Raw genomic sequence first — 26084 nt, 5'->3', positions numbered from 1 at the left:
TGAATTTTAATTAAGAAGGTTAAAAAGCTAAGTAACAATTTTAATCGCTTGGCACTTTAATTTGTTTAGATGGTGTGTTTGTGCGATTGCCTAACGATAAGAATACGGCTGAGAAATATGCTTTAAGTTAGCTGCCTATCTTAATGCTTTGCTTTTTTTATCAGAATTTTTTCTGCTTGCTCAATATTAATAGCATAAGTGTTTCCGCCAATGCCGTTAAACTCTTCATCAGTGAATACAATGTTATTGTTATCATAAAACGTCACCGCTTCTTTTTGAGTGACAATACCGAGGTCGATTCGAGATACATCCCCAGAGAAGAACTGATCCCCTTTAAAATTTTCGAAGAGCCAAATGCTAGTAGAATCTAATAAAACTAACTTGCTGTTATCTGGACTTAATGCAGCTGATGTTATCCAGCATAATTTTTCCATGGTGGTACACGTTTTAAAGGAACCAATAAGTTCGGCATCAAAATTGGCAGCGTGATCCCCTACTTTATATAAATTAGTAATGCCATCGAATGGCTCTGTGCGGTTTTTAGTAAATAAATAGAGGTGCCTACCAAAAGCCACAAAGGCCTCTAAGTCAAAGTTATATTGATTCGGTTTTAAGGGATCGGTGCCGAGTTCTGGGTAGGTAAATTTAATAATTTCAGCTTCGGTTGTGTTTGCTTTGATGTAAATTGGATTTTCTATTTTGTAGATGGTCAACCATCTACGTTGATTATCGTTGTTGCCAAAGTCACCTAAGAAGAAATGCCCTGATTTATTTTGCGTCATATCTTCCCAATCTATATTTTTAGCATTGGTAATCAATATCTCTTTTTCAACTCTGCCATTCTTATTTAATCGATACAGTTTTGGCTCATCTCCGCCATCATTAATTGCCCACAGGCGCTGGTGCTTATCAAATTCAATACCTGATATTTCACGGAGTTTAGGATCCACTGATATTTGCTTTTTACTGTACAAGGTATAAATAGAGTTAATAACAAAAGTGGCAATCACGAAAAAGGATATCGAAAATAAGATAAGAAGTGGTCGTTTGGCCATAATGTGCAAATTAAACAGTGCCGATAAGGCAGTATATTATTACTGATAGAAACATTGAATGGAACATATTAAAGCTCTCTGTCGATATCCACTTTAGAAAAGCGTTCGCCTTTTTTAGCGTAGTAATCCATTTATATGTCGTGAGCCTTTCATGTGAAAAAAAGCCGCTCAAATACCAACTTCAGCGGCTTTTTTTAGGGAGTTAAGACGTCAGTTCTTGTAATGTTTTCATCTCATCGTGTGACATTTTTGCATCTTTTAACACACCAAGCAGTAGCTGTTTCACTGCAAGAGGCTGCTCGTGTTCAAGGGCATCTCTAATGACTTCCAATGTTTTATCTTCTACTTCTTCTAACTGCTCAACATAGGTGTGATCAGTGTCAGATGACATCGCCCCAAGTAGTTTAGTGTAAAGCTTTCTTATATCGATGGTGATGGCCGTATCTTTTTCAACTTCCCCCTGCTCTTCAATTGCGAAGGGTTGCAACATCGCTACAGCATGACGCTTTTGCAATATCAGGCGGCCAAACATTGTTTTAAGACTTTGAGAGTCGACTTTTTCCAATGCTTCTTCGTAAAAACTAATGCCGCCGTTTAAGACTTTAATAATATCCGTTACTTTCTCAACTTGTTTGATTTCAGCTTGCATATTCATCTCCTTTTTCTATTAAAAATAGTTGTATTGTTATGACAACAAAACAGGTACCGAGTTTGTCAATAACGAAGATTGCAAAAGACAAACCAAAAGTTGAGCTGCAGAGTCAATCCCTTAAAAACCAAGCAATACAGCATTTTATTCACTTGCTAGTCTGCCATCTAAGCTCACTTTTTCTTGGGTGAATTACTGCGCTTTTTTCAGTATCATTGTAAGTTTTTCACACAGTGAATATTTATCTTAAGTCGTTGACAGGTAGATTTTTACTGTTATAAGTCGCCTAGGTTTTAGGTCAGTAAAAGGACAACATCTTGAATAAAAATATTCTTACAAATGGTTTAGCGCTACTGATGACGCTAATAGGGTTGGGTTTTAATAATGACGTGATTAAAACGATGGGTTTATTTGCGCTGTCAGGGGCAATAACTAATTGGTTAGCTATCCATATGCTGTTTGAAAAAGTACCGGGGCTATATGGTTCAGGGGTTATACCCCAGCACTTCGAGGATTTTAAAAACGGTATCCGTAATCTAATCATGGAGCAGTTTTTTACTGCTGAAAACATCCAACGCTTTATGGCTGATAGCGGTCATTCCGCAAATCTTAACTTTAAGCCCATTTTGCAAAAAGTCGATTTGGCTCCAACTTTTGATTCATTGGTGGCGGTTATCCAAGCGTCGTCTTTTGGCCAAATGTTAGGTATGTTTGGTGGCGTGCAAGCCCTTGAACCACTAAAACAGCCTTTTATGGATAAAATGTTGCACTCGCTACAAGAGATTGCCGACGATCCGGCTTTTATGGCTTTGGTAAGGGATGAACTCAAACAAGCAGATGTGCAAGATGAACTACAAGTTAAGATAAGCAATATCGTTGAGCAACGCCTCAACGAACTCACTCCGCAAATTGTTAAAGAAATAGTGCAAAAGATGATCAAACAGCACTTAGGCTGGCTAGTGGTATGGGGCGGAGTATTCGGTGGCTTAATTGGGTTGCTAACAGTATTGGCACCTTTTTAACAGACTGACTCGTAGTATCTCACCACGCACAGTGTCTTAGAGTAAAGCCAACTTTAAGCGCACTTCTTTCTTTCGTATTAACGCGTATTTGTCACAATTTTGCTGTACAAATATGCGTTTAATCCTACCTAACATCGCAAAAAGATACAAAAAATGCGATGCTTAGATACTTTTCAAGTTAACACTATAGGAATGTTATGCGTTTACTTCACACAATGCTGCGCGTCGGAAACCTCGAGCGCTCAATTACTTTTTATACCGAGTTGTTAGGCATGAAATTGCTTCGTCAAAGTGATAACACCGAATACAAATACACTCTGGCCTTTATTGGCTATGGAGAAGAAGATGCTAATACTGTCTTAGAGCTTACCTACAATTGGGGCACTGAGTCTTATGATTTGGGTAATGCCTATGGTCATATTGCTATTGGAGTAGACGATATTTATGGCATCTGTGCCAAACTAGAAGCCAAAGGTGCTGAGGTCTACAGAAAACCGGGGCCAGTGCTTGGTGGCGATACAGTTATCGCCTTTGTGCGCGATCCTGATGGCTATGCTATTGAACTCATTGCAGATTAAAAAAGGATATTCTATGAAGCTGCAACTTTTAAGTTTTCTTTTAGCATCGGGGATTATATCAACAAGTTTTGCCGAGCCCTTAGTTATTGCTCACCGCGGCGCATCAGGCTATTTGCCTGAGCATACACTGGAAGCTGTCACCCTAGCCTATGCACAGGGTGCTGACTTCATCGAGCAAGATCTCGTTTTAAGTAAAGATTTAGTGCCTGTGGTATTGCACGATATTCATTTAGATACGGTAAGTGACGTTGCAAATAAATATCCGAGCCGTCATCGAGATGACGGCCGTTATTATGCCCTCGACTTTACTCTTGCTGAACTTAAAACCTTAGACATACATGAAAGAAGCGAACTAAATGGCAAGCAAGTCTTTCCTCATCGCTACCAAGGTAAGGCATCTTTTAAAATAGCGACCTTTGCTGAAGAGCTAGAACTCATCGCCCAATTAAATCGACAGTTTAATCGCCAAGTCGGCTACTACCCTGAGATTAAATCTCCAGCATGGCATCAACAACAAGGAGTAGATATTAGCAAAATTGTACTGACTATATTGCGTGAACATAGTTTAGATGACCCCAACAAAGCCATTTTTGTGCAGTGTTTTGACTTTGCAGAACTTAAACGTCTTCGTTTAGAACTTGGGGCCAACGTTAAATTAATCCAATTGATTGGCGACAATAGTTGGGGTGAAGCAGACACAGATTATACTGCCCTGCAAACCCCAAAAATGTTAGCAGAAATAGCAAAATACGCTCAAGGGATTGGCCCTTGGTTACCTCAAGTGTTTGACCTTAAAGTAGGTAAGCCCACTGGTTTGGTTCAAAATGCTCATAATGTGGGTTTACAGGTACATCCTTACACATTTAGACAAGATGCCCTACCTGAAGGTGTATCAAGTGAGCAAATTTTGTCAATATTGTTTCAGCAAGTCAAAGTCGATGGCCTATTTACTGATTTCACCGACACTGTCGTAAATTTTCTTGCCAAGCAGAAAGCAAAAAATCCCAGTTAAAGGATTTTTTACGTTGCTCGCTGTTACTAATTTAGGGCTTTGACATACGCACCACTACGCGTCTGTTCAAGGCTCTAGTCGATTCATTGGTATTGGGTGAAATATGTCTGCGTTCACCATGCCCAGTGACATCAATACGCTCAGAAGCTACGCCCAGTTCACTAAAGAAGGTTTTAACTTCTACTGCCCGTTCAACCGAAACTTTTTGATTCACCCCTGGCGCGCCGTAACTGTCAGTATAACCATCTACCAACACTAACTCTAAATCTTGATCTTCTTTTAAATATTCGGCGATCATACTTAAACGCTGCTTTGAATACTTTGTTAATTCAGTTGAACCAAAATTAAAATTAAGAACGGTATAGGCGATATCGTCAAAACCGTAGGGTAATAAATTAGCCACACACTGAGCAAACTCGTGGTATGCCACAGTAAAATTACTGGCATTAAGTCCCACGGCGACCTGATCATATTGGTTATACCAATCTTGATAATAAATAGTGGGCCAGTAGCCCTTTTCCAACTCGGATAACATTGTCCATGCAGCTTGTTCAGGCAAATCGCCATTATACTGTTTACGTATCGTCATGTCGGCGATCGTCTTTGAGGCTTGACCAGGCATCCACTTTGGTGGAACCGAGTAAACAGCGGCGACACCATAGTTTTTTGGCAACTGCAACATGTCTAACTCAAATTCCATATTTAGTTGCTTGGAAGCCATACTAGTGAAAATCGCTTTCCCATATCCTGGTAGCTCATGGCTTAACGAACACTGAAGTCGATTAGGATTTTTAAGCTGCCAACTTGAGGTCTCAACCTTTGCAGAATATTGGCGCAAAGCAGCCCACGAATTTAACGGCAACAGCGCAATACAAAGCCAAAGTATACTTTTATGAGTATTCATTTTCATGTGGTTAACATCCTCACTACATTGCTCTTTTATCGGCCAAAGACACTTTTTATTTAACTATAATTACGCAACAAGTGCCTTGAACTACTTAGTTTGGCTGAGTATTTATCACTTGTAAAAGGCTTTTACACTAGCACCCTCGCCTGTTAATTGACATAATCGCGCCACTTCATACTGCAATAGGTTTACATGTCTGAGTCACACTGTTTAATAAAAAATCGTTTTCGGGGATATTTTCCAGTGGTGGTCGATGTAGAGACTGCTGGGTTTAATGCAAAAACCGATGCCTTGTTAGAAATTGCGGCAGTTACTTTAAAAATGGACGAAAAAGGCTTTTTACATCCTGATAAAACATTTCACCACCACGTAGAACCTTTTGAAGGCGCTAATTTAGAAAAAGCGGCCCTCGAATTTAACGGTATCGACCCTTATTGCGCTTTACGGGGCGCTATTAATGAATCAGAGGCCATGAAAGAGTTATGTAAAAATGTGCGCAAAGAGCAAAAAGATGCAGACTGTCAGCGCTCAATCATCGTTGCCCACAATGCCGCCTTCGATCAAAGTTTTGTGAATGCCGCAATCGAACGAAGTCACATAAAACGTACGCCTTTTCATCCCTTTGTTTCTTTTGATACGACTACCCTAGCCGGACTCGCTTTAGGCCAAACCGTATTAGTAAAAGCCTGTATGGCTGCAGGTATTGCCTTTGATCAAAAAGAGGCCCATTCAGCCTTATACGATACGCAAAAAACAGCAGAGTTATTTTGTTTTATTGTCAACAAATGGAAATCTTTAGGCGGTCTCGCCCTCGATCTTTAAAGCCTGCTTCGTCAAAATCTAGCCAAAAAAAACCGCTGAAAAATTCAGCGGTTTATTCAATTACTCATTAAAGACTATCAGCGTTTTCTGACAAATAACTGGCTACACCAGCAGGACTGTCAACCATACCTTTTTTACCTTCAGTCCAGCCCGCAGGACAAACTTCACCGTGTTCTTCGTGGAAATTAAGCGCGTCAACCATACGCAACATTTCATCAATATTACGGCCAAGAGGTAAGTCATTCACTACTTGATGACGTACAACACCTTTATCATCTACTAAGAAAGAACCGCGGAAAGCGATGCCCGCATCAGGATGTTCAACATCATAGGCCTGACAAATTTCGTGTTTAACATCGGCTACTAAGGTGTATTTAACTGGACCAATACCGCCATCGTTGATAGCAGTGTTACGCCATGCGTTGTGGCTGAATTGAGAGTCAATTGATACACCAATGACTTCTACACCTCGTTTTTTGAATTCGTCGTAACGCTTATCAAAAGCAATCAATTCAGAAGGGCATACAAAAGTAAAATCTAAAGGGTAAAAGAAAATAACAGCTTTCTTACCTTTAATAGCTTCACTTAAAGTGAAGTTTTCAACAATTTCACCACTGCCTAGTACGGCTGCGGCAGTAAAATCTGGTGCAGGGCGGCTTACTAATACACTCATTTTATTCTCCTTTTTTGGGTTAACTAATTCTTGTTAGTATCGCTGTTTTTACTAGCAGCACTTTACTAATCCATGATGTTGGTACGTTTATATAAAAATCAATTATTTACTAACAACTAATTTAACTAAACTACTTTTAGTTTTACACCGACGTTATTTTGCTTATTAATTCAGCAATATAACACTTGATCTTTATGTAAATGACAATTATTATTATTTACATAAAGATTAGAGGAACAACTATGTACGTTTGTTTGTGTCATGGCATTACCGACAAAGCAATTAAACAAGCCGTTCGTGAAAATGGCATTGGTAATATGCGCCAGTTAAAACTGCACCTGGGTGTTGGTAGTCAGTGCGGTCGTTGTGTTGAAATGGCGCAAAGTATTATAGACAACACTATTATCGACGAATCTCTATTCAAAGAGGTGTGCTAAGGAAAAAACGCCTTCCTTAGCCACCGATGATTCCCTATCCATCCGCTATTGCCCCCCACCCCGCTAAAACGAAATAATCAAGCTGAGTCTTTACGCTACACAGTTGGCAAACAGCTCGACGCTTTTCAGTCTAGCCTCGATATCATAGATAGGCATTGATACAATAATTTCATCTACATCTGTTGTAGCTAAAAATCGCAACAACTTTGCTTTTACCGTCGCTGGACTACCCACTAAGGCATACTGCAAAGTGTGATTTATCATATGTCGTTCCGGCTCAGAACACAGTCCTACTATGGAATCCACTGGTGGGGGATATTGGTGGTTTGCTCCTCGGCGTAAGTTTACAAATTGTTGCTGAACCGAGGTAAATAAATAGTGTGCTTGTTCGTCGCTATCAGCAACCACCGCCATTAATCCCGCAGAAGCATATGGACCTTGATTTTGCTTTGATGCTTTAAAATGATGGCGGTAAAGACTCAAAGCCTCATGCAGTTGCTCTGGAGCAAAATGTGACGCAAATGAATAAGACAAGCCCATAGCTGCGGCTAATTTTGCACTGTATAGGCTAGAACCGAGCAACCAAATTGGTATATTACTGTCCTGACCAGGTATGGCATTAATAGCCGGAGGTCTCTGCTGAGGCCCTAAAAAAGCCTGCAACTCTTGAATACTCTGCGGATAATCATCCACTGATGAATTGAGGTCACGCCGCAATGCTCTCGCAGTCGCCATATCACTGCCTGGCGCTCGCCCTAATCCCAAGTCTATACGTTGTGGGTAAAGCGCCTCAAGGGTGCCAAACTGCTCGGCAATGACTAGCGGTGCGTGGTTTGGCAACATAATACCACCGGAACCCACCCTAATACGTGTAGTGGCCGCTGCAATATGACTAATCACTAATGAGGTAGCAGAGCTCGCTATTCCATGCATACCATGGTGTTCGGCCAACCACACTCGGTGATAACCATGGTTTTCTGCGGCGATGGCCATTTTTTTGCTGTTCTCTAGTGCCTGTGCGATCGAACCATGTTGATTGACTGGCGCAAGATCCAGTAATGAAAAGTTAATCATATAGAGGGCTTTTGTCTCTTGGTTTTATTAGCAATATTGGGGCGAGTACTCCCTAATTAAAGCCTTAAAACATGCCTAGTTCTATCAACAACTGTTTATTTTCAACAGTTACTGACTGCAACACAGCTTTAGCCAATTTATCTTTCATCTTATTATCTTTAAAGCGATAAATAGGCTTGGCGGATAAATATTGCTCTAAGGCTATTTGCGCTATTTGTTGGACTTTAGCTAAATGTTTTTCTGCCACATCTTTTGATTCAATCGAACGTATTTGTGGCTCAATCAAGAAAAATGCGCCTTGCTCGCTCTCATAGCGTAACGAGCCAATTAAATTAACTGATCCTTGACCGCCTAATCCACCAGGTGCTGAAATAGTAATATGGCAAAAAAGTTCTATTTGATCTGTGTGCTCTGACAATTCAACTCTAGGGTTTGACAACAGCACTGTGACAAACATTTTTGTTTTTTCAATGGGCATCAACGCTTCGACCCTCGATTGCAATTCATCTTGTGAAATCGTCACCGTGTATGAAAGTGCATGGGCCGACAAGGAGTAAAAATAACAACTCAATATAAAAAACCACTTCATCATAAAATTTTATCCCTCTTTATGCGTGTAGCTCTTCAATAAATAAGCCTTAAAAACGCAGGTTGGATGTATGTCAACGTGTGGTGTTAGGCATCGTTTCACGTGCTAAATCGATAAAATGATTGAGATAGGTAGGACGCGCTTCGTTCATTCTAAAACCCAAATTAATCGTTTTAAATATCCCTTCTTCGCCCAATCTGATTGGCACAATGTTTAATTTTTGCTGGTTATCTTCGACCAACCAACGTGGCAACGCCGCCACTCCGCGTTCACAGGCCACCATTTGTAAGAGAATTTCAGTGGTCTCTATTTGAGTATGTTTTTTAACTGCAACACCAGCTGGACTGCAAAATTGACTAAAAATATCTAAACGTGATGGTTCAACGGGATAAGTGATCACATTTTCAGAGCTAAGGTCATGGGGTTCAATATAGACTTTTTCTGCCAAACGATGTGAACCTGCAACCACTAATACGTGTTCATAGCCAAAAACGGGTAAATACTCTAATCCGCTTATATATAAAGGGTCTGGAGTAACAAGCACATCAATATCAAACCCCAGTAAAGCGCCAACTCCCCCGAATTGAAAACGTTGGCGTACATCTAAGTCAACCTTTGGATAACGAGTTAAAAAGGGACCTACAATATTCAATAACCATTGATAACATGGATGGCATTCCATTCCGATGCGCAAACTGCCTTGGCTTCCTTCCGCCATTTTAGCAATCAATTGCTCACTGTGTGCTATTTGCGGTAGAACCCGATCAGCTAAATTTAAGATAGTTTGACCTACTTGAGTTAATCGCAAACGACGTCCCTCTTTTACCCAAATGGCAACGCCAAGTTGTGACTCTAACTTTTTGATAGCGTGACTCAAGGCGGATTGCGTCAAACATAATTGATTTGCTGCGGCAGTCATGGTGCCAACTTCAGCAATAGTCTGCACTATGGTTAAATGGTTACGCTCTAACATTGATTAAGTCATCCATTGTATTTAATTAACATGAATAAAATTCATCGAATAGTAAAAATATACCATTATTTTTAATTTATCGTCAGCGTTACTTACCCTGTGAATGCATAAGAGCAATAATATGCTAAGGGCTCACCTATTTGCCTTACCCCGAATAGGTTACGATGAGAATGACTGCGGACATTAGAGCAAAAACGGGGTAATAGCTTCAACACTAGCCAGTCAAACCAAAGCGGACAGGTGATAAAAACCAGCGAGCACAGCATCGAGTAAACCAAAGCTTTAGACGGATGGCTGGATTTTATCTATACACCACGCCCCTACCGTTCTGATACGTCTCTAATTTTCTAGATAGAGCATAGGCTACATAATCTAAAGCCAGATGAGCAGCGTTGAAAGAATCACAATATTTTGCAATGCTTTTACCAAAGACATAGCGCGGTAAAACATTGATAGTGCCGCGTTTGGTAAAGTTCTATCTTTGCTTCAGGCTATTTAAACCGTCCATGTAAGCTTTACGGTCACTGCCTTGAACGTACCTAGTAACAGTGTCTGCGATGCCACATAAACCTCCAATGTGTCTCTTGAGTGTTCCTAAGAGGATCAAACGATACGTTTAAATCGATGCAGATGCGATTAGCATAGCAAGTTGATTTTTTATAACAGAGGAGGCCTACTCACTTTTAAACTAATTCGCCAACAATAACTGAGATAGAACGATGTTCAACTGAAGGTAAAGCAACTTAAGCGAAATTACCATAGCAAAAAGCCCAACATCTATGCTGGGCTTTCGGTATAAAAGACTAACCTAATCAACTGCGCTACTGAGAGGATTTACTTTTCTTATGCATACGCATTAATAAATTTCGTTTGCGCCGCTGTGAGTCTGTCATAAAGTCTTGTTTATTTTCAAAGGGGTTCGCACCTTCGCGGAATTCAACTTTGATAGGTGTTCCCATGATCTTTAATGACTTACGGAAATAGTTGATCAAGTAACGTTTATAAGCGTCTGGCAAGTCTTTTACTTGATTACCATGCACGACAATTAAGGGGGGATTGTAACCACCAGCATGAGCATATTTCATTTTCACACGACGGCCGCGCACCATAGGTGGTTGATGATCCTCTTGCGCCATATCCATAATACGGGTCAACATCGCAGTATTAATCCGTTTTGTGGCAGACTCATAAGCTTCTTGCACCGATTCAAATAAATGACCAACACCTGTACCGTGTAGCGCTGAAATAAAATGAATACGTGCAAAGTCAATAAAACCTAATCGCCGGTCAAGTTCGCGTTTAATTTCTTCTTTAATATCTTTAGACAATCCATCCCATTTGTTGACAGCAACAACCAATGAACGACCCGCATTTAACACAAAACCCAGCAAGCTCAGATCTTGGTCAGTTAAACCTTCTTGTGCATCCACCACCAATAATACAACGTTTGCTTGCTCGATAGCCTGTAAGGTTTTAACGATTGAAAACTTTTCAACGGCTTCAGAGATATTTTTACGACGTCTGACTCCAGCCGTATCAATCAACACATACTCGCGTCCGTCTCGTTCCATCGGAATAAATATACTGTCTCGGGTGGTGCCTGGCTCGTCGTACACCACGACCCTGTCTTCACCTAAAATACGATTGGTCAGGGTGGATTTACCCACATTGGGTTTTCCTACCAAGGCTAATTTAATAGGTAGGGCTTGTAATTTAGCTAATTGCTCTTCGGCATCAATCTCTTCTTGGTTTTCCTCAACCTCAGGGATGATCATGTCAGGAAAGCGATCTTGTAAGGGCTTTAACGACAAATCGAGTAGTTGAGACATACCTCGACCATGAGCGGCTGCTATTTGACTGACGTTACCTAAACCTAGCGCATAGAAATCTGCACTTTCGCTATCACCATCAATGCCGTCTACTTTATTCGCCACAACATAAACGGGTTTATCTTGCTTGCGTAAATGATTGGCGATGGCTTGATCCGCGCCCGTCATACCAACACGTGCATCGACCAAAAACAACACTACGTCTGCTTCAACAATGGCTAACAATGACTGTTCAGCCATGGCCATATCAATACCTTGTTCGTTGCCGCTAATACCGCCTGTATCGACCACAATAAACTGCAAACTTTCGTATTTTGCTTGACCATATTTTCGGTCGCGAGTTAAACCAGGAAAATCTGCAACTAAGGCATCACGCGTACGTGTTAATCGATTAAACAGCGTCGATTTTCCAACATTTGGACGACCTACTAGGGCAACAACGGGTAACATAAATGACTATCCTATAGACAAAAAAGGCTCGGATAGGGATCCAAGCCAATTAAAAACTTTAAAATTATAAGTCGAAAATCGACTGTTACAACAAACTTAGGGTGTTTGTACTGCCACTAATTTGCCGTCTCTGGTTTGAGTATAGATGACATTGCCTTCAACTACTGGCGCACTATATATACTCTCATCTTCATCATCATCACCCACCGCAATACGAGATACTATCTTGCCGTCGGATTGATTGAACCAATGTAAAAACCCATATTTATCACCTGCAACTAGATACTCACCAACCGGAACCGCGGAAGTGAGCAAACGCTGCTTTAGCTTACCTTGACTCCACAGCTCAACCCCGTTTCTCGCATCAAGTGCATAAACATTACTATTGGAGTCAACTAAAAATAGGGTCGAGCCCGCCATGGTAAGACGGCGATATGACTTATAGTCACGTTTCCAAATAACGCGGCCACTGCGCATTTCAACGGCCGCTAAAGAACCATCATAAGTAATCACATATATCGTACCTGCAGCAACTAAAGGTTGGCTGTCGATATCGACAATGCGTTCTAATTCAGTAACACCACTGGCCGAGGTAATAACCTGTTCCCATGCAGTTTGTCCGCTGCTTAGAATATTGACAACCAATTTACCTGTAGCAGTACCGATAATTGCACCACCACCAATAGCAGCAGGAGAAGACACACCTCTTAGTGACAAAGGTGGCACTTCTGATTCGTAGGTCCACACCGTTTCACCTGAGCTGGCATCTAGGGCAAACACCATACCGGACCCGGTATTAAGCACCACAACGCCCTCATCAATAGCAGGGGCAGCAATCACTTCACCTTTGACACTCACTTGCCACTTTAGCTCACCTGTTTTAGCATCGAGAGCAATTACTTCACCGTTTTCGGTTCCGATAAATACCGTTTCATAGGCGATACTAACGCCACCCGAAATCTTAGCTGGTAAACCATTTGACCATAGTTTTTTTAGGCCAGAAGTTAAGCCAGTATCAGGATAAATTGCGAAGTTCCGTGACCATACTTCTTTGCCTGTCTTTTGATCATAGGCAGCCACTAAACCTTGTCTATTGGCAGCATAAACATTGCCGTAGGCCAAGGCAGGCTCCAGTCTTGAGTAATAATGACCCACACCACTGCCGAGGTCATCCTCCCATAATATAGTGGGAGTAAATAAGGGCTCAATAGGCTGTAAACGACGAACTGCTATTTCTTCTTCATCTGAAAACCAATCTGAAATAGTCGAGCAACCAGACAACAGAACGGTACACACAACAGCCAATGAATAAATACGCATTTTCAATGTATTCACCTTATCCGTTTGCCGCTGGGGCGGTAGCCTGCGCCAAATTGTCTAATTTCATTTTTAATGCACCATCATTACTGTTTTTTTCAAGAGCGGCACTGTAGGCTGCGCGCGCTTTATCAAATAATTGCTGGGCTAAATACACGTCACCTTTTACTTCATTGACTTGGCCAGAAAACGCATCATCAGAGACTAGCTCAGCACTTTTTAATGCTTCAGCCAATTGACCTTGTTCAATTTGTACGCGAGCTAAACGAATACTAGCAATGGCCTTAATAGCCGCAACGTCTGCATTGTTTGCAACAAAACTTAATTGTTTATTCGCTTCAGCCAAATCTTTACGTTCAATGGCTTTTTGCGCCAGTTCTAAAGACATTAAATAGGCGTACCCTGTGTCAGCATGTTCTGAGACGTAATTTTGTGCTTTGCTGAAGCCTTTTTCGTCAGAAGATAATTGAGTAGCAGCTTCCTCGTAAGCTAATGAAGCGCTTTCTTGTGCGCTAATTTGTTGCTCGTTGTAATAACGCCAACCGTATAAGCCACCCAAGCCGATAATGGCGCCTATTGCCAAGGCCATACCATTCTCTTTCCAAAAACGTTTGATTGCTTCGACTTGTTGTTCTTCTGTTTCGTAACGTTCCATCAAAAATTCCTCTTACTACGCGGGCTCATTAAAAGCCTTGTTATTTTAATACGTCATTTTGCACAACGGACTTAAAAAGTCTGTTGTATAAATTCAATAATGTCGGCGCGAGCCACAGATACCTGTTCTTGTTGCTCACGCAAATATTTAATTGTCACCGTCTGTTCTTGCATTTCACCACCACCGATCACGAGAGCGAGTTTAGCGCCACTGGCATCGGCTCTTTTCATCTGTTTTTTGATATTTCCGCCACCACAGTGATTCATTATCCTAATATCGGGCAGTACATCTCTTAACTGTTCAGAAATCTGCCACGCATAAGTCTCGACCGAGGCTTCAAGCGCAGTGACATAAATATCAACTGGCGAAGCGATGGTTTTATCGAGTTCCAACGTTTGTAACATTAAGACTAAACGCTCTAAACCAATCGCAAATCCAACTCCCTGCGTTGATTTACCACCCAACTGTTCGACTAATCCATCATAGCGGCCGCCAGCACATACCGTACCTTGGGCGCCTAAACTTTGGGTCACCCATTCAAACACAGTACGATTGTAATAGTCTAATCCACGTACTAGGCTTGGATTAACTCGGTATTCGATACCAAAACTGTCTAATCGTTCACACAATGCAGCAAAATGTTGCGCAGATTCTTCGTCTAAACAATCTATCAATTTGGGCGCATCTTTAACAATTTCTTGTACCTGTGGATTTTTACTATCAAGTATGCGCAATGGATTACTGTCTAAACGTCGTAAACTATCTTCATCAAGTAGTGATTCATGAGTACGTAAAAATGCCACCAGTTTTTCTTTATAATCAGCGCGAGCTTGGTTTGAGCCCAATGAATTGATTTCTAAGGTAACGTGTTCATTGATACCAAAGCGTTGCCATAGACGATGACTTAATAAGATAATTTCAGCATCAATATCAGGTCCAGCCAAGCCAAACGCCTCTAAACCAAATTGATGAAATTGGCGATAACGCCCTTTCTGAGGTTTTTCATAGCGAAACATCGGCCCCATATACCACAAGCGTTGTTGCTGGTTGTATAAAAGACCATGCTCATTACCTGCTCGCACAACACTGGCTGTCCCTTCAGGGCGCAAAGTAACACTTTCATCATTGCGGTCTTCAAAGGTGTACATTTCTTTTTCAACAATGTCGGTCACTTCACCGATTGAGCGCTTAAACAAATAGGTACTTTCAACAATAGGCGTACGAATTTCTTGATAGCCATAGCTCGCTACCACCTGACGAATGACGGATTCAACAAATTGCCACAAACCGGTTTGACTCGGCAGACAATCATTCATTCCTCGAATAGCCTGAATTTGTTTTGACACTGACAGTAATCTCTTTGAACTGATTTAAAAAAGCCCCGCATTATAGGGGCTTTGGATTCAAACGTAAAATAATGCGGCGTAAAAAAGGTACGCTAATTGCCTTATTAAGCGAGGTTTTGGAATTAACTGAGTACTTTGACGTTTATTTGATTCTTTTCGTCGATTTGCGCGGCTTTCGCTCTGATTCGTTTTTCTAACTGTTCAACAAGATCATCGTTAGCAAGACGCTCTTTTTGACGCTGACCATCGACATAGTATCCACTCATATTACGCGCCCCCGTCAAACCGATATCAGATACTTCAGCTTCACCTGGGCCATTAACAACACAGCCAATTATTGACACATCCATCGGCGTGAGGAGATCTTCCAAACGTTGCTCTAACGCGTTTACGGTACTGATTACATCGAACTCTTGGCGAGAACAACTTGGACAAGCAATAAAATTAATCCCTCTTGAACGAATTCTTAACGACTTAAGAATATCGAAACCCACTTTGATTTCTTCAACGGGATCTGCAGCTAATGAGATCCGGATTGTATCGCCTATGCCTTCAGCTAATAACATACCAAGGCCCACTGAACTTTTAACCGAGCCCGCACGCAAACCGCCGGCTTCAGTGATACCTAAATGTAAAGGCTGGTCGATGCGCTTAGCTAACTCACGATACGCCCCTACGGCTAAAAATACATCAGACGCTTTTACACTCACTTTAAATTGGTTAAAATTAAGCTTATCTAAAATGTCAACGTGGCGCATGGCTGATTCAACCAGGGCTGCCGGTGTGGGCTCACCATATTTTTCTTGAAGATCTTTTTCTAAAGAACCGCCATTAACCCCAATTCGAATGGGAATGCCTTTATCACGGGCACAGTCGACTACCGACTTAACTCGATCCATACTCCCAATATTGCCGGGATTAATGCGCAAGCAATCAACCCCGTACTCAGCCACTTTTAAGGCAATCCGATAGTCAAAGTGTATGTCCGCAATTAACGGAATATCGACTTGTTTTTTTATCAGTTTGAATGCTTCGGCGGCATCCATGGTTGGCACTGATACTCTGACAATCTCGCCCCCAACGGCTTGGATACGCTTGATTTGTGCAACAGTGGCTGCAACATCTGTCGTTAAGGTATTAGTCATTGATTGAACAGCAATCGGTGCACCGTCGCCAATGGGCACGTTACCAACATAAATACGGGTCGACTTACGACGTTTAATCGGTGATTCAGCAAACATAATTAGATTTATTAAACCTCAATCATTCTGTAATAGGTAGGGTGAATTTGGCGGTGCTACCGGCTCGCATGCCGGATAAATCCACAGTCTGTCCAGCAAAAAGAATATCAGCGGCTTCAGGCGCGCACAGGATGACTGAAAAAGGCGGTACTCCAGATACAGTCATCACTCTGTCTTTTGCTTTCGTGCCGTAAGCAACATCTTCACCAGTAGAATCCGTCAGCTTCATCCAGCACTGACTCTTAAAGGTAAACACAACTTCTACCTCTGCAAGGGGTAATACCTCTTCAGTTAAGCTTTGTTGACGGCTTGGAGACAATTCAAAGTCGGCCTGAGTCTCTGGCTCTTCGCCCTTCTCTTCACTTATCGAGGGTGCTTGGGTATCAAATTCATTCGCGGTTTGCAGATTTGTTTCAACTTGTGGACTGGGTTCAGGTTCGGGTTCAGAAGCCAAAGCACTCTCGACGGAGTCGTTGGTAAATGGCATTTTCGTGCTGGTATTGTCACCTGTCGATGTATTGACTTGCGCTTTCACAGGGGTGCTTGCGCTAGTCGATTCACTTTGTTGCAACCACCAAATTACCACTAAGGCAATGACTAATGCGACAATTAAGTAAGTAACTAACATCAATTTGTCATCATGGGCTTGATGCGCTAGACGTTTTGAAAAGCTCTGTAATTTAGCGGGTTCTTTTTTCTGCGTTTTAAGCTCATCAAATGCGCTTATTACCGTCTGTTCTTGCACTCCCACAAACTTAGCATAGGACTTTAAATACCCCTTGATGAAGGTTAGGGAGATATTCTGATCATAAATATCATTTTCAATATCGATTACCATACTATTTTTGAGACAGAGTCTGTCCGCAATGTTTTGCGTACTCAGATTAAGCGCTTCTCGCGCTGTTTTTAGTAACAAGCCTGGACTAATCTGTGGCTGCTCTTGGATTTCTTCACTCATATTATTGTTTTACTCTTCAATGCTGGCAGTATCGGGGGCAGGCGCCACAAGTCGCAACTTTTTACCTGCATAGATATCAGATGCGTTTTTCAAGTCGTTCCATTCTATCAGACGTTGCATTTTAATGTTGTATTGCAATGAAATACGATACAAATTTTCACCCGCCATAACTTCATGAAAAACAGGAACAGGTGAAGCTTTGACTGGCCCTGAAAGAGGCTCTTTATCCTCTTGTTGCTGCATGCTCTCCCCTAGGGCCTTTGGCATGGTATCGGGTAATGTAGCTTGGTCTGGCTCCACTGGTTTTTGTATCTCTTCAACCTTATAAGATTTACGCGCAATAGCTTGGGTTTTATTTTCTGCTAATAAAGACTCTCTGTATTCCAAACTTGCTGCAGAATCAGGATAAATTTTTAACAGCATATCGCCATAACTTGCCGCGACGGCCATGTTCCCTAGCTTCCGCTCAATTTGACTCGACATCAACAAGGTATCGGCACTCACCTGTGCGACTTTTTCGTACCTTCGCAATGCATCGCGGGCTTCTAGCCAATTGTTTTCTTTTACCAGAGATTGAGTGAGCAAAAATAGACTTTTAGCTCGACCAGGTTGATGATTAACGGCACTGCGGAGATACTCGGTGGCCTCTGCTTGAAACCCTTGACTCTGACTACATAACGCCAAGTTTTCGTAAGTCTCTGCACTCGAAATATAACTATTATTATTAATCGCTTTTAAAAAATACTCTTTTGCCTTGGGATAATTGCCTTGCTGGCACAAAAACGCACCATAACTATTCGCAATATCGGCATTATTAGGTGCAAAATCCATTGCCGCTTGATAAGCCTTTTCTGCCGAAGCAAACTCACCAACAGTCTGATAATAATACGCTACACCATAATGAGCATCCGCAGAGCGAGGGGCAAACTCTAATGCTTTATCTAAATTAAACTTGGCCTGACTGAAATTACCGTTTTTTAGATACGTTAAACCAAGGGAAACCCGCGTTTTGGCTGCTTTTTGTTGATCAAAGTCATCCCCAAAACTGGGATGACTTGTCTGGCTGGTACATGCACTGAGGGTAATGACTAAAAAACAAAAAAGAGTAATGGTATATTTCATGGTGCTCATTCGTTTTATCAAAAAGCTATTGTGCCATCTTTACTGAAATATTCTCGCCCTTAAGTTGTTTTTTCAACATTCTTTTTGTTCTATCAACAACATCGCCGACTAACTGACCACACGCCGCGTCAATATCATCACCTCGAGTTTTACGCACAACTACCACAAAGCCGTACCCGATGAGCACTTTTGCAAAGCGATCGATACGTGAATTGCTAGAACAAGTATAAGGCGATCCAGGATACGGATTAAACGGAATTAGATTTATTTTACTTGGGGTATCGGCCAACACTTTAGCTAATTGATGCGCCTGATCAGTACTGTCGTTTATGCCATTTAACATGACGTATTCAACAGTAACCTTGCCTTGATTGGCATTGGACTTACTCAAATAGCGACGAACTCCGGCTAAAAATACCTCTATAGGATACTTTTTATTAACGGGGACAATTTCATCACGAAGCTCGTTGGTTGGAGCATGTAAAGATATAGCTAAAGCTACATCAATTTGATCACCTAATAAATCCAGAGCCGGCACCACCCCGGAAGTACTTAAGGTGACTCGACGTTTAGACAAACCAAATGCTAAGTCATCCATCATCAAGTTCATTGCTGGAACAACATTTTTTAAATTTAATAGCGGCTCACCCATGCCCATCATGACGACGTTAGTAATAGGTCTGCGAGCAGAATCATTTGTCAAACCAATCGTTGTGGCAACTCGCCATACTTGACCAATAATTTCGGATACTTTTAAATTACGGTTAAAGCCCTGCTGAGCGGTAGAACAAAAAGTGCATTCTAATGCACAGCCTACTTGAGACGAGACGCAAAGCGTGGCTCGATCGGTTTCAGGGATCCAAACCGTTTCAACTTCTTGCCCACCATCCAAACGCAATGCAAATTTAATCGTGCCATCGGTCGCATTTTGCTGATAGGCAATTTCAGGTGCACGTACTTCGCAATTTTCAATAAGTTTTGCACGTAACACTTTATTCAGGTTAGTCATCTGCTCGAAATCAGCAATACCTTGCTGGTAAATCCACTTCATGACTTGATCAGCTCGAAACGGCTTTTCACCTATTTCGCTAAAATAAGCACGTAAACCAGCGCGATCAAAATCGAGCAAATTTATCTTATTGGATTTAACAGACTGTAATTCAGCAGACACAAGCAACCTCTATAAAGTGATTTTGTATGGTTCCAATTGTATAACAGTTGGCCCATACTTTTCGAGCGAGTCGAAGTCGATATTGATTTATACCGATACATAATACAAAAAAGGGAGCCAATGCTCCCTTTTAACTTAGTACTTAAAAAGAATTAACGAGTGCGTGGGCACAACTCTTCGTCAGTAAAAAAGTAATTAATCTCACGAGCTGCAGACTCTGCTGCATCTGAACCGTGACAAGCGTTTTCGTCAATTGATGCTGCATAGTCAGCACGTAGTGTACCAGCAAAAGCTTCAGCAGGATTCGTTGCGCCCATGATCTCACGATTTTTACGTACGGCGTTTTCACCTTCTAGCACCTGTATCATGACAGGACCCGACGTCATGAAACTGACTAATGCACCGAAAAATGGACGAGCACTGTGCTCAGCATAAAAGCCTTCTGCTTGCTCTTTGCTTAAATGTAACATTTTCGCTGCAACAATGCGTAAACCTGCAGACTCGAAACGATTGTATATTGCGCCGATAACATTTTTTGCAACAGCATCTGGTTTGATAATTGAGAAAGTGCGCTCTAAAGCCATTTTCTGGACTCCATAATAAGTAAAAGTACCTCGTAAGGGAGGTAGACAAAATTTTCGCGCGGATTATATGCAAAATGTGCTTAAATGCCTAATGAATCACACGGATTTTTAATAAGTCATTCAATAACTTGGTAATTTATTCTGAAACTTACCGTCCGCTGGTAGGATTTGTAGTGAAAATTCTATACTTGCGGCAAAATCTGCTAAATATTTATGCCAAAAGTACTCATCACTACTTTTAGCTTTTAATAGGAGAGACCCATTGATCAAATTTTTATTTTTATTGCCTTTATGTCTGTGTTCACTTTGGTTTGGCTACTTAAAAATAAGAGGTTACAGCCTCGCTCAAGGCAGAAAAGGGTTTGTTTACATTCTCATATTTTCTAGCGTTATTGCGGTATTTTATACATTGATGATGTGGTTGACTCGTTTATAAAAAAAGGGAGTCATAGACTCCCTTTTTTAACTATTAATTTGCAACCAATCTAATTATAGATTTCAATATCAGCAGAGGCTTTTAAGGAATCTAATAACTCACTGTACAATACTTGTGCTTTATTTGACGCTAAACGGCGTTGGAAGTTGTCCAAAAGCATTGATTCAGGTTCTACTGGAGAGTTAATTTTGAGAAGTTGCACTAAGGTTACGTCACCAGAAATAGTATCGACTACCGCAGTATTATTACTCTCACCTTCTCCAAGCTTAAACAGCTCAGTAAGTACATTTTGGCCTAATTGGGCGTCAGTGCGCGCAATCGCTTGCTTTTCTTGCCAAGCAATGTTTTGACTCGCCAATTCTTCAGTAATATCTGCGCCTGATTTTAAACTATTCGCAAGCGTTTGAGTCCACTGTCGGGCGGCAACAACAGCGGCTTCTTTAACCAAGATTTGTTTAATTGAGTCAGCCACTTCTGCCAGCTCCTTGGTTCTTTCTGCTTCACTGTTAACGACACGTAATACCATTAACCGATTGTCACCTAAGTCTAGTACATCACTGTTAACGCCTTGCTCTATCAAATCAGCGTCAAAAGCAGCATTCGTTGCTTTGGCAGATGATAAAGCCACTGGCACGTCGTTTCGCGAAAATAGTTCAGTGGTAACGATGGGTTTATTGGCTACTGCAGCAACTTCATCCAAATGATCAGGAATTTCAAACGCAACTTCCGCCATACGTTGTTGTAATGCATATAACTCGGTTTCCGCTTTACGCATTTTTACCGTCGTTGTTAATTGCTCTTTGACATCATTATAAGGTGTCACGTTTTCAGGCTTGATATCGGTTAGTTTAATAATATGAAAACCAAAATCACTTTTGACTACATCACTTACTTCACCAACAGTAGCTAAGGAGTATGCAGAATCTTCAAACGCTGGATCCATCATACCTTTACCAAACCAATCAATATCGCCACCCTTTTCTGCACTGAAAGTGTCAGCAGAGTATTCTTTTGCAAGTTCAGCAAAGTCTTTTCCGGCTTTTACTTGGGTAAGAATATCCTCAGCTTGCTGTTCTGCGCCTGCTTCATCATCACCAAATTCGATTAATATATGAGAAACTCTGCGCTCTTCATCCGTTTTAAAATCCGCTAAAGACGCTTGATACTCATCTTCTAATTCTTGCTCTGTCACTTCAATAGCGGGGAGTAAGTCGTTTAATGTCAACTCTACATAGGCCACACTGACTTTTTGTTCGGTGTCAAAGCTCGCTATATTGGTTTGATAATAGGCATTGATTTCTTCATCAGTAACACTCACCTGCTCAGCAAAATCATCTGTTTTAACAGTAAGATATTTTGCATCTCGGGTTTGCGCTTGAAGATCATAAATTCGTTTAGTTTCGCCGCTTAAAGCGAACTCAGTTCCAATCAACGCTTGAGACAATTGTCTGCGTACCATATCAATGCGCATATAATCTCTAAAACCATTTGGTTGAAAGCCTGCGGTACGCAATACAATAAGATATCTGTCGTTATCGAACTTACCGTCAACTTGAAACTCGCTCATTTGAACAATGGCTTGTTTGATCTGAGCATCACTTACCCTTAAGCCGAGTTCTAAAGCCGCTTGATCAATAAGCTTTTCACTGATTAAGCGGTCAAGCACACCTTTTCTAAATTCTTTTAAATAGGCTTCGTCACCAGCTAATGCAGCGAAAGCTTCACCATATTGAGACTCCATCCGCGAGCGCTCATTTTGATATGCTTTTTCTAAAGCATCACGACTAATATCTTGGCCATTCACGGTGGCAGCAGCAGAATTAATCGACGAATTTATATAACTGCCAACACCGGCAAAAATAAAACTAAATATGACTAATCCTAGGATAACGGTGGCCCAAGTGCCTTGTGATCCTTCTCTAATTCTTTCCAACATAATATGTTCCAAACTCCAAAATGAGTTGTTATTGATAAGGCAGTGTAGCAACTACTGTTTAAACCCGACGGGTTGCTTAAGAGTTCATACTGTAAGGCTGTTCTCTTTGAAGCGGACGTTTTGGATAGCTACCATCCAAAAACCGACTTAATGACAAACGCGCGGGATTATATATCAATCAATTAGATTTATTAACACGGGATTAGCCCCGTTCAGATAAAAATAAGAAGTTATTGCTGACAAACCGCAGATAAACAAAAGGCGATGATAAATCATCGCCTTTTCTGATTTTTGTGTCGCTTAGTTGCAAGCGTCTTTCAATGCTTTACCTGCTTTAAACGAAGGTACTTTAGCTGCAGAAATCTGGATAGTCTCACCAGTTTGCGGATTACGACCGCTACGAGCAGCGCGCTCACGAACAGCGAAAGTTCCGAAACCAACCAATGCTACTTGGTCACCGTCTTTAAGTGCTGATGTAATTGCATCAGTTAGTGCGTCTAGTGCACGTCCTGCTGCGGCTTTAGAAATGTCTGCACTTGCAGCGATAGAATCAATAAGTTGAGACTTATTCACAATATGAACCCCTTCAATTGTTATTATACTGTTGGCTCGCAAATTACGAAGCCGAAGTGTTATAGCAAGCTTGAATTCTAACTTCAAGCATATATTTACAAATAATTAACTTTTATGAATCGTCTCCATCCCTTTTGTGATAAGGCTTAAAGCGAATCTGTTTGAAAGGCTACCATAACTTTTTACATAGTGAAGCCCTTTCACCTAAAAAAATTAAAAAAACTTAGCTTTAGCGGTTACTTTTTCGCCTCTTCTGGGATTACTGGTGAAAATCTCTCCGGATCTTCAGCCAGCGCTAACGATAAGACTTCATCAATCCAGCGCACTGGATGAATGGATAAATCTTTTTTGACGTTATCTGGAATCTCTTCCAAGTCTCTTTCATTGTCTTTAGGAATAATGACGGTTGTTATACCACCACGGTGCGCGGCTAATAATTTCTCTTTCAAGCCACCAATGGCTAATACTTCACCGCGCAAGGTAATCTCACCCGTCATCGCTACATTACAGCGTACAGGATTACCCGTTAACGCCGAAACAAGGGCAGTACACATTCCAATACCCGCACTTGGGCCATCTTTGGGTGTCGCACCTTCTGGCACGTGTACGTGAATGTCTCGTTTCTCATGAAAATCAGGGTTAATTCGCAGTTTATCGGCTCGACTACGAACCACTGTCATGGCGGTCTGAATTGACTCTTGCATCACATCACCCAATGAACCAGTAAAAGTTGTTTTACCTTTACCAACCACGGATTGAGTTTCAATGGTCAGTAACTCCCCACCGACCTGTGTCCACGCTAAACCCGTAACTTGGCCAATTTGATTTTCACTGTCAGCCTTACCATAGTCAAAGCGCTGTACACCTAAAAATTTATTAAGATTTTTTTGGTTTACGACCACTTTTTTAGTGTCTTTCTCAAGTAATATCTTTTTCACTGCCTTGCGGCAAATTTTAGATATTTCGCGTTCAAGACTTCGCACTCCAGCTTCACGGGTGTAATAGCGGATTATCCCCACTATCGCGTCTTCTTCTATGGTTAATTCTGACGCTTTCAGACCATTACGCGATATTTGTTTGTCTATTAAGTGACCTTTTGCAATGTTTAGTTTTTCATCTTCGGTGTAACCTGATAAACGAATCACTTCCATACGATCAAGCAAGGGTCCAGGGATATCCATGCTATTTGAAGTCGCCACAAACATGACATCAGATAAGTCATAGTCGACTTCTAAATAGTGATCACTAAACGCGCCATTTTGCTCTGGATCGAGTACTTCTAATAACGCTGAGGACGGGTCTCCACGCATATCGGATGACATTTTATCTATTTCATCTAACAAAAATAGCGGATTTTTCACCCCTACCTTGGCCATCTTTTGGACTATCTTACCGGGCATAGAACCAATATAAGTACGTCTGTGACCGCGGATTTCCGCTTCGTCTCGCACTCCACCTAAGGCCATGCGTACGTATTTCCGACCAGTCGCTTTAGCGATGGATTGACCTAATGAGGTTTTACCTACACCGGGAGGGCCTACTAAACACAAAATGGGACCTTTTAATTTTTTTACCCGCTGTTGCACCGCCAAATACTCAATAATTCGTTCTTTGACTTTATCTAAACCATAATGATCTGCATTTAAGACCTCGTCAGCTAAGGCTAAGTCTTTTTTAACGACGCTTCTTTTTACCCAAGGTACATTGGTCAACCAATCTATATAACTTCTCACAACTGTTGCTTCAGCTGACATTGGAGACATCATTTTTAATTTATTGAGCTCAGTAGTGGCTTTTTTCTTGGCCTCTTCTGGCATTTTGGCATCTTCGATCTTTTTACTAAGCGTTTCGAATTCGTCAGGTGCGTCATCTAACTCACCTAATTCTTTCTGAATGGCTTTCATTTGCTCATTGAGATAGTACTCACGTTGACTTTTTTCCATCTGCTTTTTAACACGGGTACGAATTTTTCGTTCCACTTGCAGTAAATCAATTTCGCTTTCCATCAAAGCCATTAAATATTCTAAACGTTCAGTCACACTGAGCATTTCTAATACTTTTTGCTTCTCTACCAATTTAAGCGGCATATGAGCGGCCATCGTATCAGCTAAGCGCGCGGCTTGTTCTATACCGCTCAATGAGGTCAATACTTCAGGCGGGATCTTTTTATTGAGTTTTACATAACCTTCGAACTGAGAAATTGCTGAACGAACTAACACTTCTTGTTCGTTCTCCGCTAACTCTTCATCAATTTTACTAACAACTTCAGCCACAAAAAAATCTTCAGTGGAGGTAAATACGTCAATTTCACCGCGCTGATTACCTTCGACTAACACCTTGACAGTACCATCAGGTAATTTCAGTAATTGCAGAATAGTGGCTACCGTACCAAAGGTATAAATGTCTTTCGTACTTGGCTCATCAACACCAGCATCCTTTTGTGCAACTAAAAATATTTGTTTGTCTTTATCCATTGCCGCTTCTAAACAACGAATAGATTTTTCGCGCCCAACAAACAGCGGGATCACCATATGCGGGTATACAACGACATCGCGTAATGCTAGCACCGGCATTTCAATGGTATTTTCTCGCGTTTTTGTCATATTTAATCTCGTACTAATAATGAATGATGAGTAATTTAAATCTATATGGGGATGGTCAGATAAAGTTCAAAT

Annotated in this window: 24 protein-coding genes; 5 read left to right on the top strand and 19 right to left on the bottom strand. The window is 41.2% G+C overall.

Annotated elements, in window-relative coordinates; translation table 11 throughout:
• Positions 1–140: 140 nt before the first annotated feature.
• On the bottom strand, positions 141–1055 hold the full coding sequence (locus NWQ57_RS00700; RefSeq protein ID WP_306019993.1) for a hypothetical protein: 915 nt from the start codon (positions 1053–1055) through the stop codon (positions 141–143).
• Between the two features lie 202 nt (positions 1056–1257).
• Complete coding sequence (locus tag NWQ57_RS00695) at positions 1258–1704, bottom strand: PA2169 family four-helix-bundle protein (RefSeq protein ID WP_306019992.1); 447 nt, start codon at positions 1702–1704, stop codon at positions 1258–1260.
• Between the two features lie 317 nt (positions 1705–2021).
• On the opposite strand from NWQ57_RS00695, the gene NWQ57_RS00690 reads away from it, so the two are divergent.
• From NWQ57_RS00690 to glpQ, 3 genes are all read left to right on the top strand, one after another.
• A complete protein-coding gene (locus tag NWQ57_RS00690) occupies positions 2022–2726 on the top strand; it encodes a DUF445 domain-containing protein (RefSeq protein ID WP_306019991.1) in 705 nt (234 codons plus the stop codon).
• A 197-nt stretch (positions 2727–2923) separates the two neighbouring features.
• On the top strand, positions 2924–3304 hold the full coding sequence (gene gloA / locus NWQ57_RS00685) for a lactoylglutathione lyase (protein WP_306019989.1): 381 nt from the start codon (positions 2924–2926) through the stop codon (positions 3302–3304).
• Between the two features lie 13 nt (positions 3305–3317).
• Positions 3318–4316, top strand: coding sequence for a glycerophosphodiester phosphodiesterase (gene glpQ / locus NWQ57_RS00680; protein ID WP_306019987.1), 999 nt, complete (start codon positions 3318–3320; stop codon positions 4314–4316).
• Positions 4317–4347: 31 nt separating this feature from the next.
• Here glpQ and NWQ57_RS00675 read toward each other — a convergent pair whose 3' ends face one another.
• The gene (locus NWQ57_RS00675) at positions 4348–5220 is read right to left on the bottom strand and encodes an OmpA family protein (protein ID WP_306019999.1); all 873 of its coding nucleotides are present in this window, start codon (positions 5218–5220) and stop codon (positions 4348–4350) included.
• Between the two features lie 195 nt (positions 5221–5415).
• Here NWQ57_RS00675 and rnt point away from each other — a divergent pair, with 195 nt between their 5' ends.
• Positions 5416–6045, top strand: a complete 630-nt coding sequence (rnt, locus tag NWQ57_RS00670; RefSeq protein ID WP_306019985.1) for a ribonuclease T — start codon at positions 5416–5418, stop codon at positions 6043–6045.
• A 67-nt stretch (positions 6046–6112) separates the two neighbouring features.
• Here the strand turns inward: rnt and NWQ57_RS00665 are convergent, their stop codons facing one another.
• Positions 6113–6718 carry a peroxiredoxin C gene (locus tag NWQ57_RS00665; protein WP_306019984.1) on the bottom strand — a complete coding sequence of 202 codons (606 nt, stop codon included), beginning with the start codon at positions 6716–6718 and terminating at the stop codon, positions 6113–6115.
• A gap of 242 nt (positions 6719–6960) precedes the next feature.
• On the opposite strand from NWQ57_RS00665, the gene NWQ57_RS00660 reads away from it, so the two are divergent.
• Complete coding sequence (locus NWQ57_RS00660) at positions 6961–7155, top strand: bacterioferritin-associated ferredoxin (protein ID WP_306019983.1); 195 nt, start codon at positions 6961–6963, stop codon at positions 7153–7155.
• Between the two features lie 90 nt (positions 7156–7245).
• Here the strand turns inward: NWQ57_RS00660 and NWQ57_RS00655 are convergent, their stop codons facing one another.
• The 15 genes from NWQ57_RS00655 to lon form a co-directional block, all read right to left on the bottom strand.
• Entirely contained in the window at positions 7246–8229 is a 984-nt protein-coding gene (locus NWQ57_RS00655) for an LLM class flavin-dependent oxidoreductase (protein WP_306019981.1), read from the bottom strand.
• Between the two features lie 64 nt (positions 8230–8293).
• On the bottom strand, positions 8294–8821 hold the full coding sequence (locus NWQ57_RS00650; RefSeq protein ID WP_306019979.1) for a DUF1439 domain-containing protein: 528 nt from the start codon (positions 8819–8821) through the stop codon (positions 8294–8296).
• A gap of 70 nt (positions 8822–8891) precedes the next feature.
• Positions 8892–9791, bottom strand: a complete 900-nt coding sequence (locus NWQ57_RS00645) for a LysR family transcriptional regulator (protein ID WP_306019977.1) — start codon at positions 9789–9791, stop codon at positions 8892–8894.
• An 821-nt stretch (positions 9792–10612) separates the two neighbouring features.
• The gene (gene der / locus NWQ57_RS00640; protein WP_306019976.1) at positions 10613–12070 is read right to left on the bottom strand and encodes a ribosome biogenesis GTPase Der; all 1458 of its coding nucleotides are present in this window, start codon (positions 12068–12070) and stop codon (positions 10613–10615) included.
• Positions 12071–12166: 96 nt separating this feature from the next.
• Complete coding sequence (bamB, locus tag NWQ57_RS00635) at positions 12167–13390, bottom strand: outer membrane protein assembly factor BamB (protein ID WP_306019998.1); 1224 nt, start codon at positions 13388–13390, stop codon at positions 12167–12169.
• Between the two features lie 16 nt (positions 13391–13406).
• Positions 13407–14042, bottom strand: a complete 636-nt coding sequence (locus NWQ57_RS00630; RefSeq protein WP_306019975.1) for a tetratricopeptide repeat protein — start codon at positions 14040–14042, stop codon at positions 13407–13409.
• A gap of 71 nt (positions 14043–14113) precedes the next feature.
• Entirely contained in the window at positions 14114–15388 is a 1275-nt protein-coding gene (gene hisS, locus NWQ57_RS00625) for a histidine--tRNA ligase (protein ID WP_306019974.1), read from the bottom strand.
• A 122-nt stretch (positions 15389–15510) separates the two neighbouring features.
• Positions 15511–16629, bottom strand: a complete 1119-nt coding sequence (gene ispG, locus NWQ57_RS00620; protein WP_306019973.1) for a flavodoxin-dependent (E)-4-hydroxy-3-methylbut-2-enyl-diphosphate synthase — start codon at positions 16627–16629, stop codon at positions 15511–15513.
• A 22-nt stretch (positions 16630–16651) separates the two neighbouring features.
• Positions 16652–17587, bottom strand: a complete 936-nt coding sequence (locus NWQ57_RS00615; protein WP_306019972.1) for a RodZ domain-containing protein — start codon at positions 17585–17587, stop codon at positions 16652–16654.
• A gap of 9 nt (positions 17588–17596) precedes the next feature.
• A complete protein-coding gene (pilW, locus tag NWQ57_RS00610; RefSeq protein WP_306019971.1) occupies positions 17597–18709 on the bottom strand; it encodes a type IV pilus biogenesis/stability protein PilW in 1113 nt (370 codons plus the stop codon).
• Positions 18710–18734: 25 nt separating this feature from the next.
• Positions 18735–19880: a bifunctional tRNA (adenosine(37)-C2)-methyltransferase TrmG/ribosomal RNA large subunit methyltransferase RlmN gene (locus NWQ57_RS00605; RefSeq protein WP_306019970.1), complete on the bottom strand. Its 1146-nt coding sequence runs from the start codon at positions 19878–19880 to the stop codon at positions 18735–18737.
• A gap of 152 nt (positions 19881–20032) precedes the next feature.
• A complete protein-coding gene (ndk, locus tag NWQ57_RS00600; protein WP_306019969.1) occupies positions 20033–20464 on the bottom strand; it encodes a nucleoside-diphosphate kinase in 432 nt (143 codons plus the stop codon).
• Between the two features lie 485 nt (positions 20465–20949).
• Entirely contained in the window at positions 20950–22836 is a 1887-nt protein-coding gene (locus NWQ57_RS00595) for a SurA N-terminal domain-containing protein (protein WP_306019968.1), read from the bottom strand.
• Between the two features lie 300 nt (positions 22837–23136).
• Positions 23137–23409, bottom strand: coding sequence for a nucleoid-associated protein HU-beta (gene hupB, locus NWQ57_RS00590; protein WP_068377879.1), 273 nt, complete (start codon positions 23407–23409; stop codon positions 23137–23139).
• A gap of 236 nt (positions 23410–23645) precedes the next feature.
• Positions 23646–26012: an endopeptidase La gene (gene lon, locus NWQ57_RS00585; RefSeq protein ID WP_306019967.1), complete on the bottom strand. Its 2367-nt coding sequence runs from the start codon at positions 26010–26012 to the stop codon at positions 23646–23648.
• Positions 26013–26084: the final 72 nt, after the last annotated feature.

The organism is Paraglaciecola sp. (genome assembly GCF_030730205.1).
GTDB lineage: Bacteria > Pseudomonadota > Gammaproteobacteria > Enterobacterales > Alteromonadaceae > Paraglaciecola.
This window is presented reverse-complemented; position numbering and strand designations above follow the sequence as displayed.

Coding starts and splice junctions, on each gene's coding strand:
- NWQ57_RS00700 (WP_306019993.1), bottom strand. CDS start 1,055: ATGGCCAAACGACCACTTCTTATCTTATTTTCGATATCCTTTTTCGTG.
- NWQ57_RS00695 (WP_306019992.1), bottom strand. CDS start 1,704: ATGCAAGCTGAAATCAAACAAGTTGAGAAAGTAACGGATATTATTAAA.
- gloA (WP_306019989.1), top strand. CDS start 2,924: ATGCGTTTACTTCACACAATGCTGCGCGTCGGAAACCTCGAGCGCTCA.
- glpQ (WP_306019987.1), top strand. CDS start 3,318: ATGAAGCTGCAACTTTTAAGTTTTCTTTTAGCATCGGGGATTATATCA.
- NWQ57_RS00675 (WP_306019999.1), bottom strand. CDS start 5,220: ATGAATACTCATAAAAGTATACTTTGGCTTTGTATTGCGCTGTTGCCG.
- rnt (WP_306019985.1), top strand. CDS start 5,416: ATGTCTGAGTCACACTGTTTAATAAAAAATCGTTTTCGGGGATATTTT.
- NWQ57_RS00665 (WP_306019984.1), bottom strand. CDS start 6,718: ATGAGTGTATTAGTAAGCCGCCCTGCACCAGATTTTACTGCCGCAGCC.
- NWQ57_RS00660 (WP_306019983.1), top strand. CDS start 6,961: ATGTACGTTTGTTTGTGTCATGGCATTACCGACAAAGCAATTAAACAA.
- NWQ57_RS00655 (WP_306019981.1), bottom strand. CDS start 8,229: ATGATTAACTTTTCATTACTGGATCTTGCGCCAGTCAATCAACATGGT.
- NWQ57_RS00650 (WP_306019979.1), bottom strand. CDS start 8,821: ATGATGAAGTGGTTTTTTATATTGAGTTGTTATTTTTACTCCTTGTCG.
- NWQ57_RS00645 (WP_306019977.1), bottom strand. CDS start 9,791: ATGTTAGAGCGTAACCATTTAACCATAGTGCAGACTATTGCTGAAGTT.
- der (WP_306019976.1), bottom strand. CDS start 12,070: ATGTTACCCGTTGTTGCCCTAGTAGGTCGTCCAAATGTTGGAAAATCG.
- bamB (WP_306019998.1), bottom strand. CDS start 13,390: ATGCGTATTTATTCATTGGCTGTTGTGTGTACCGTTCTGTTGTCTGGT.
- NWQ57_RS00630 (WP_306019975.1), bottom strand. CDS start 14,042: ATGGAACGTTACGAAACAGAAGAACAACAAGTCGAAGCAATCAAACGT.
- ispG (WP_306019973.1), bottom strand. CDS start 16,629: ATGTTTGCTGAATCACCGATTAAACGTCGTAAGTCGACCCGTATTTAT.
- NWQ57_RS00615 (WP_306019972.1), bottom strand. CDS start 17,587: ATGAGTGAAGAAATCCAAGAGCAGCCACAGATTAGTCCAGGCTTGTTA.
- pilW (WP_306019971.1), bottom strand. CDS start 18,709: ATGAAATATACCATTACTCTTTTTTGTTTTTTAGTCATTACCCTCAGT.
- ndk (WP_306019969.1), bottom strand. CDS start 20,464: ATGGCTTTAGAGCGCACTTTCTCAATTATCAAACCAGATGCTGTTGCA.
- NWQ57_RS00595 (WP_306019968.1), bottom strand. CDS start 22,836: ATGTTGGAAAGAATTAGAGAAGGATCACAAGGCACTTGGGCCACCGTT.
- lon (WP_306019967.1), bottom strand. CDS start 26,012: ATGACAAAAACGCGAGAAAATACCATTGAAATGCCGGTGCTAGCATTA.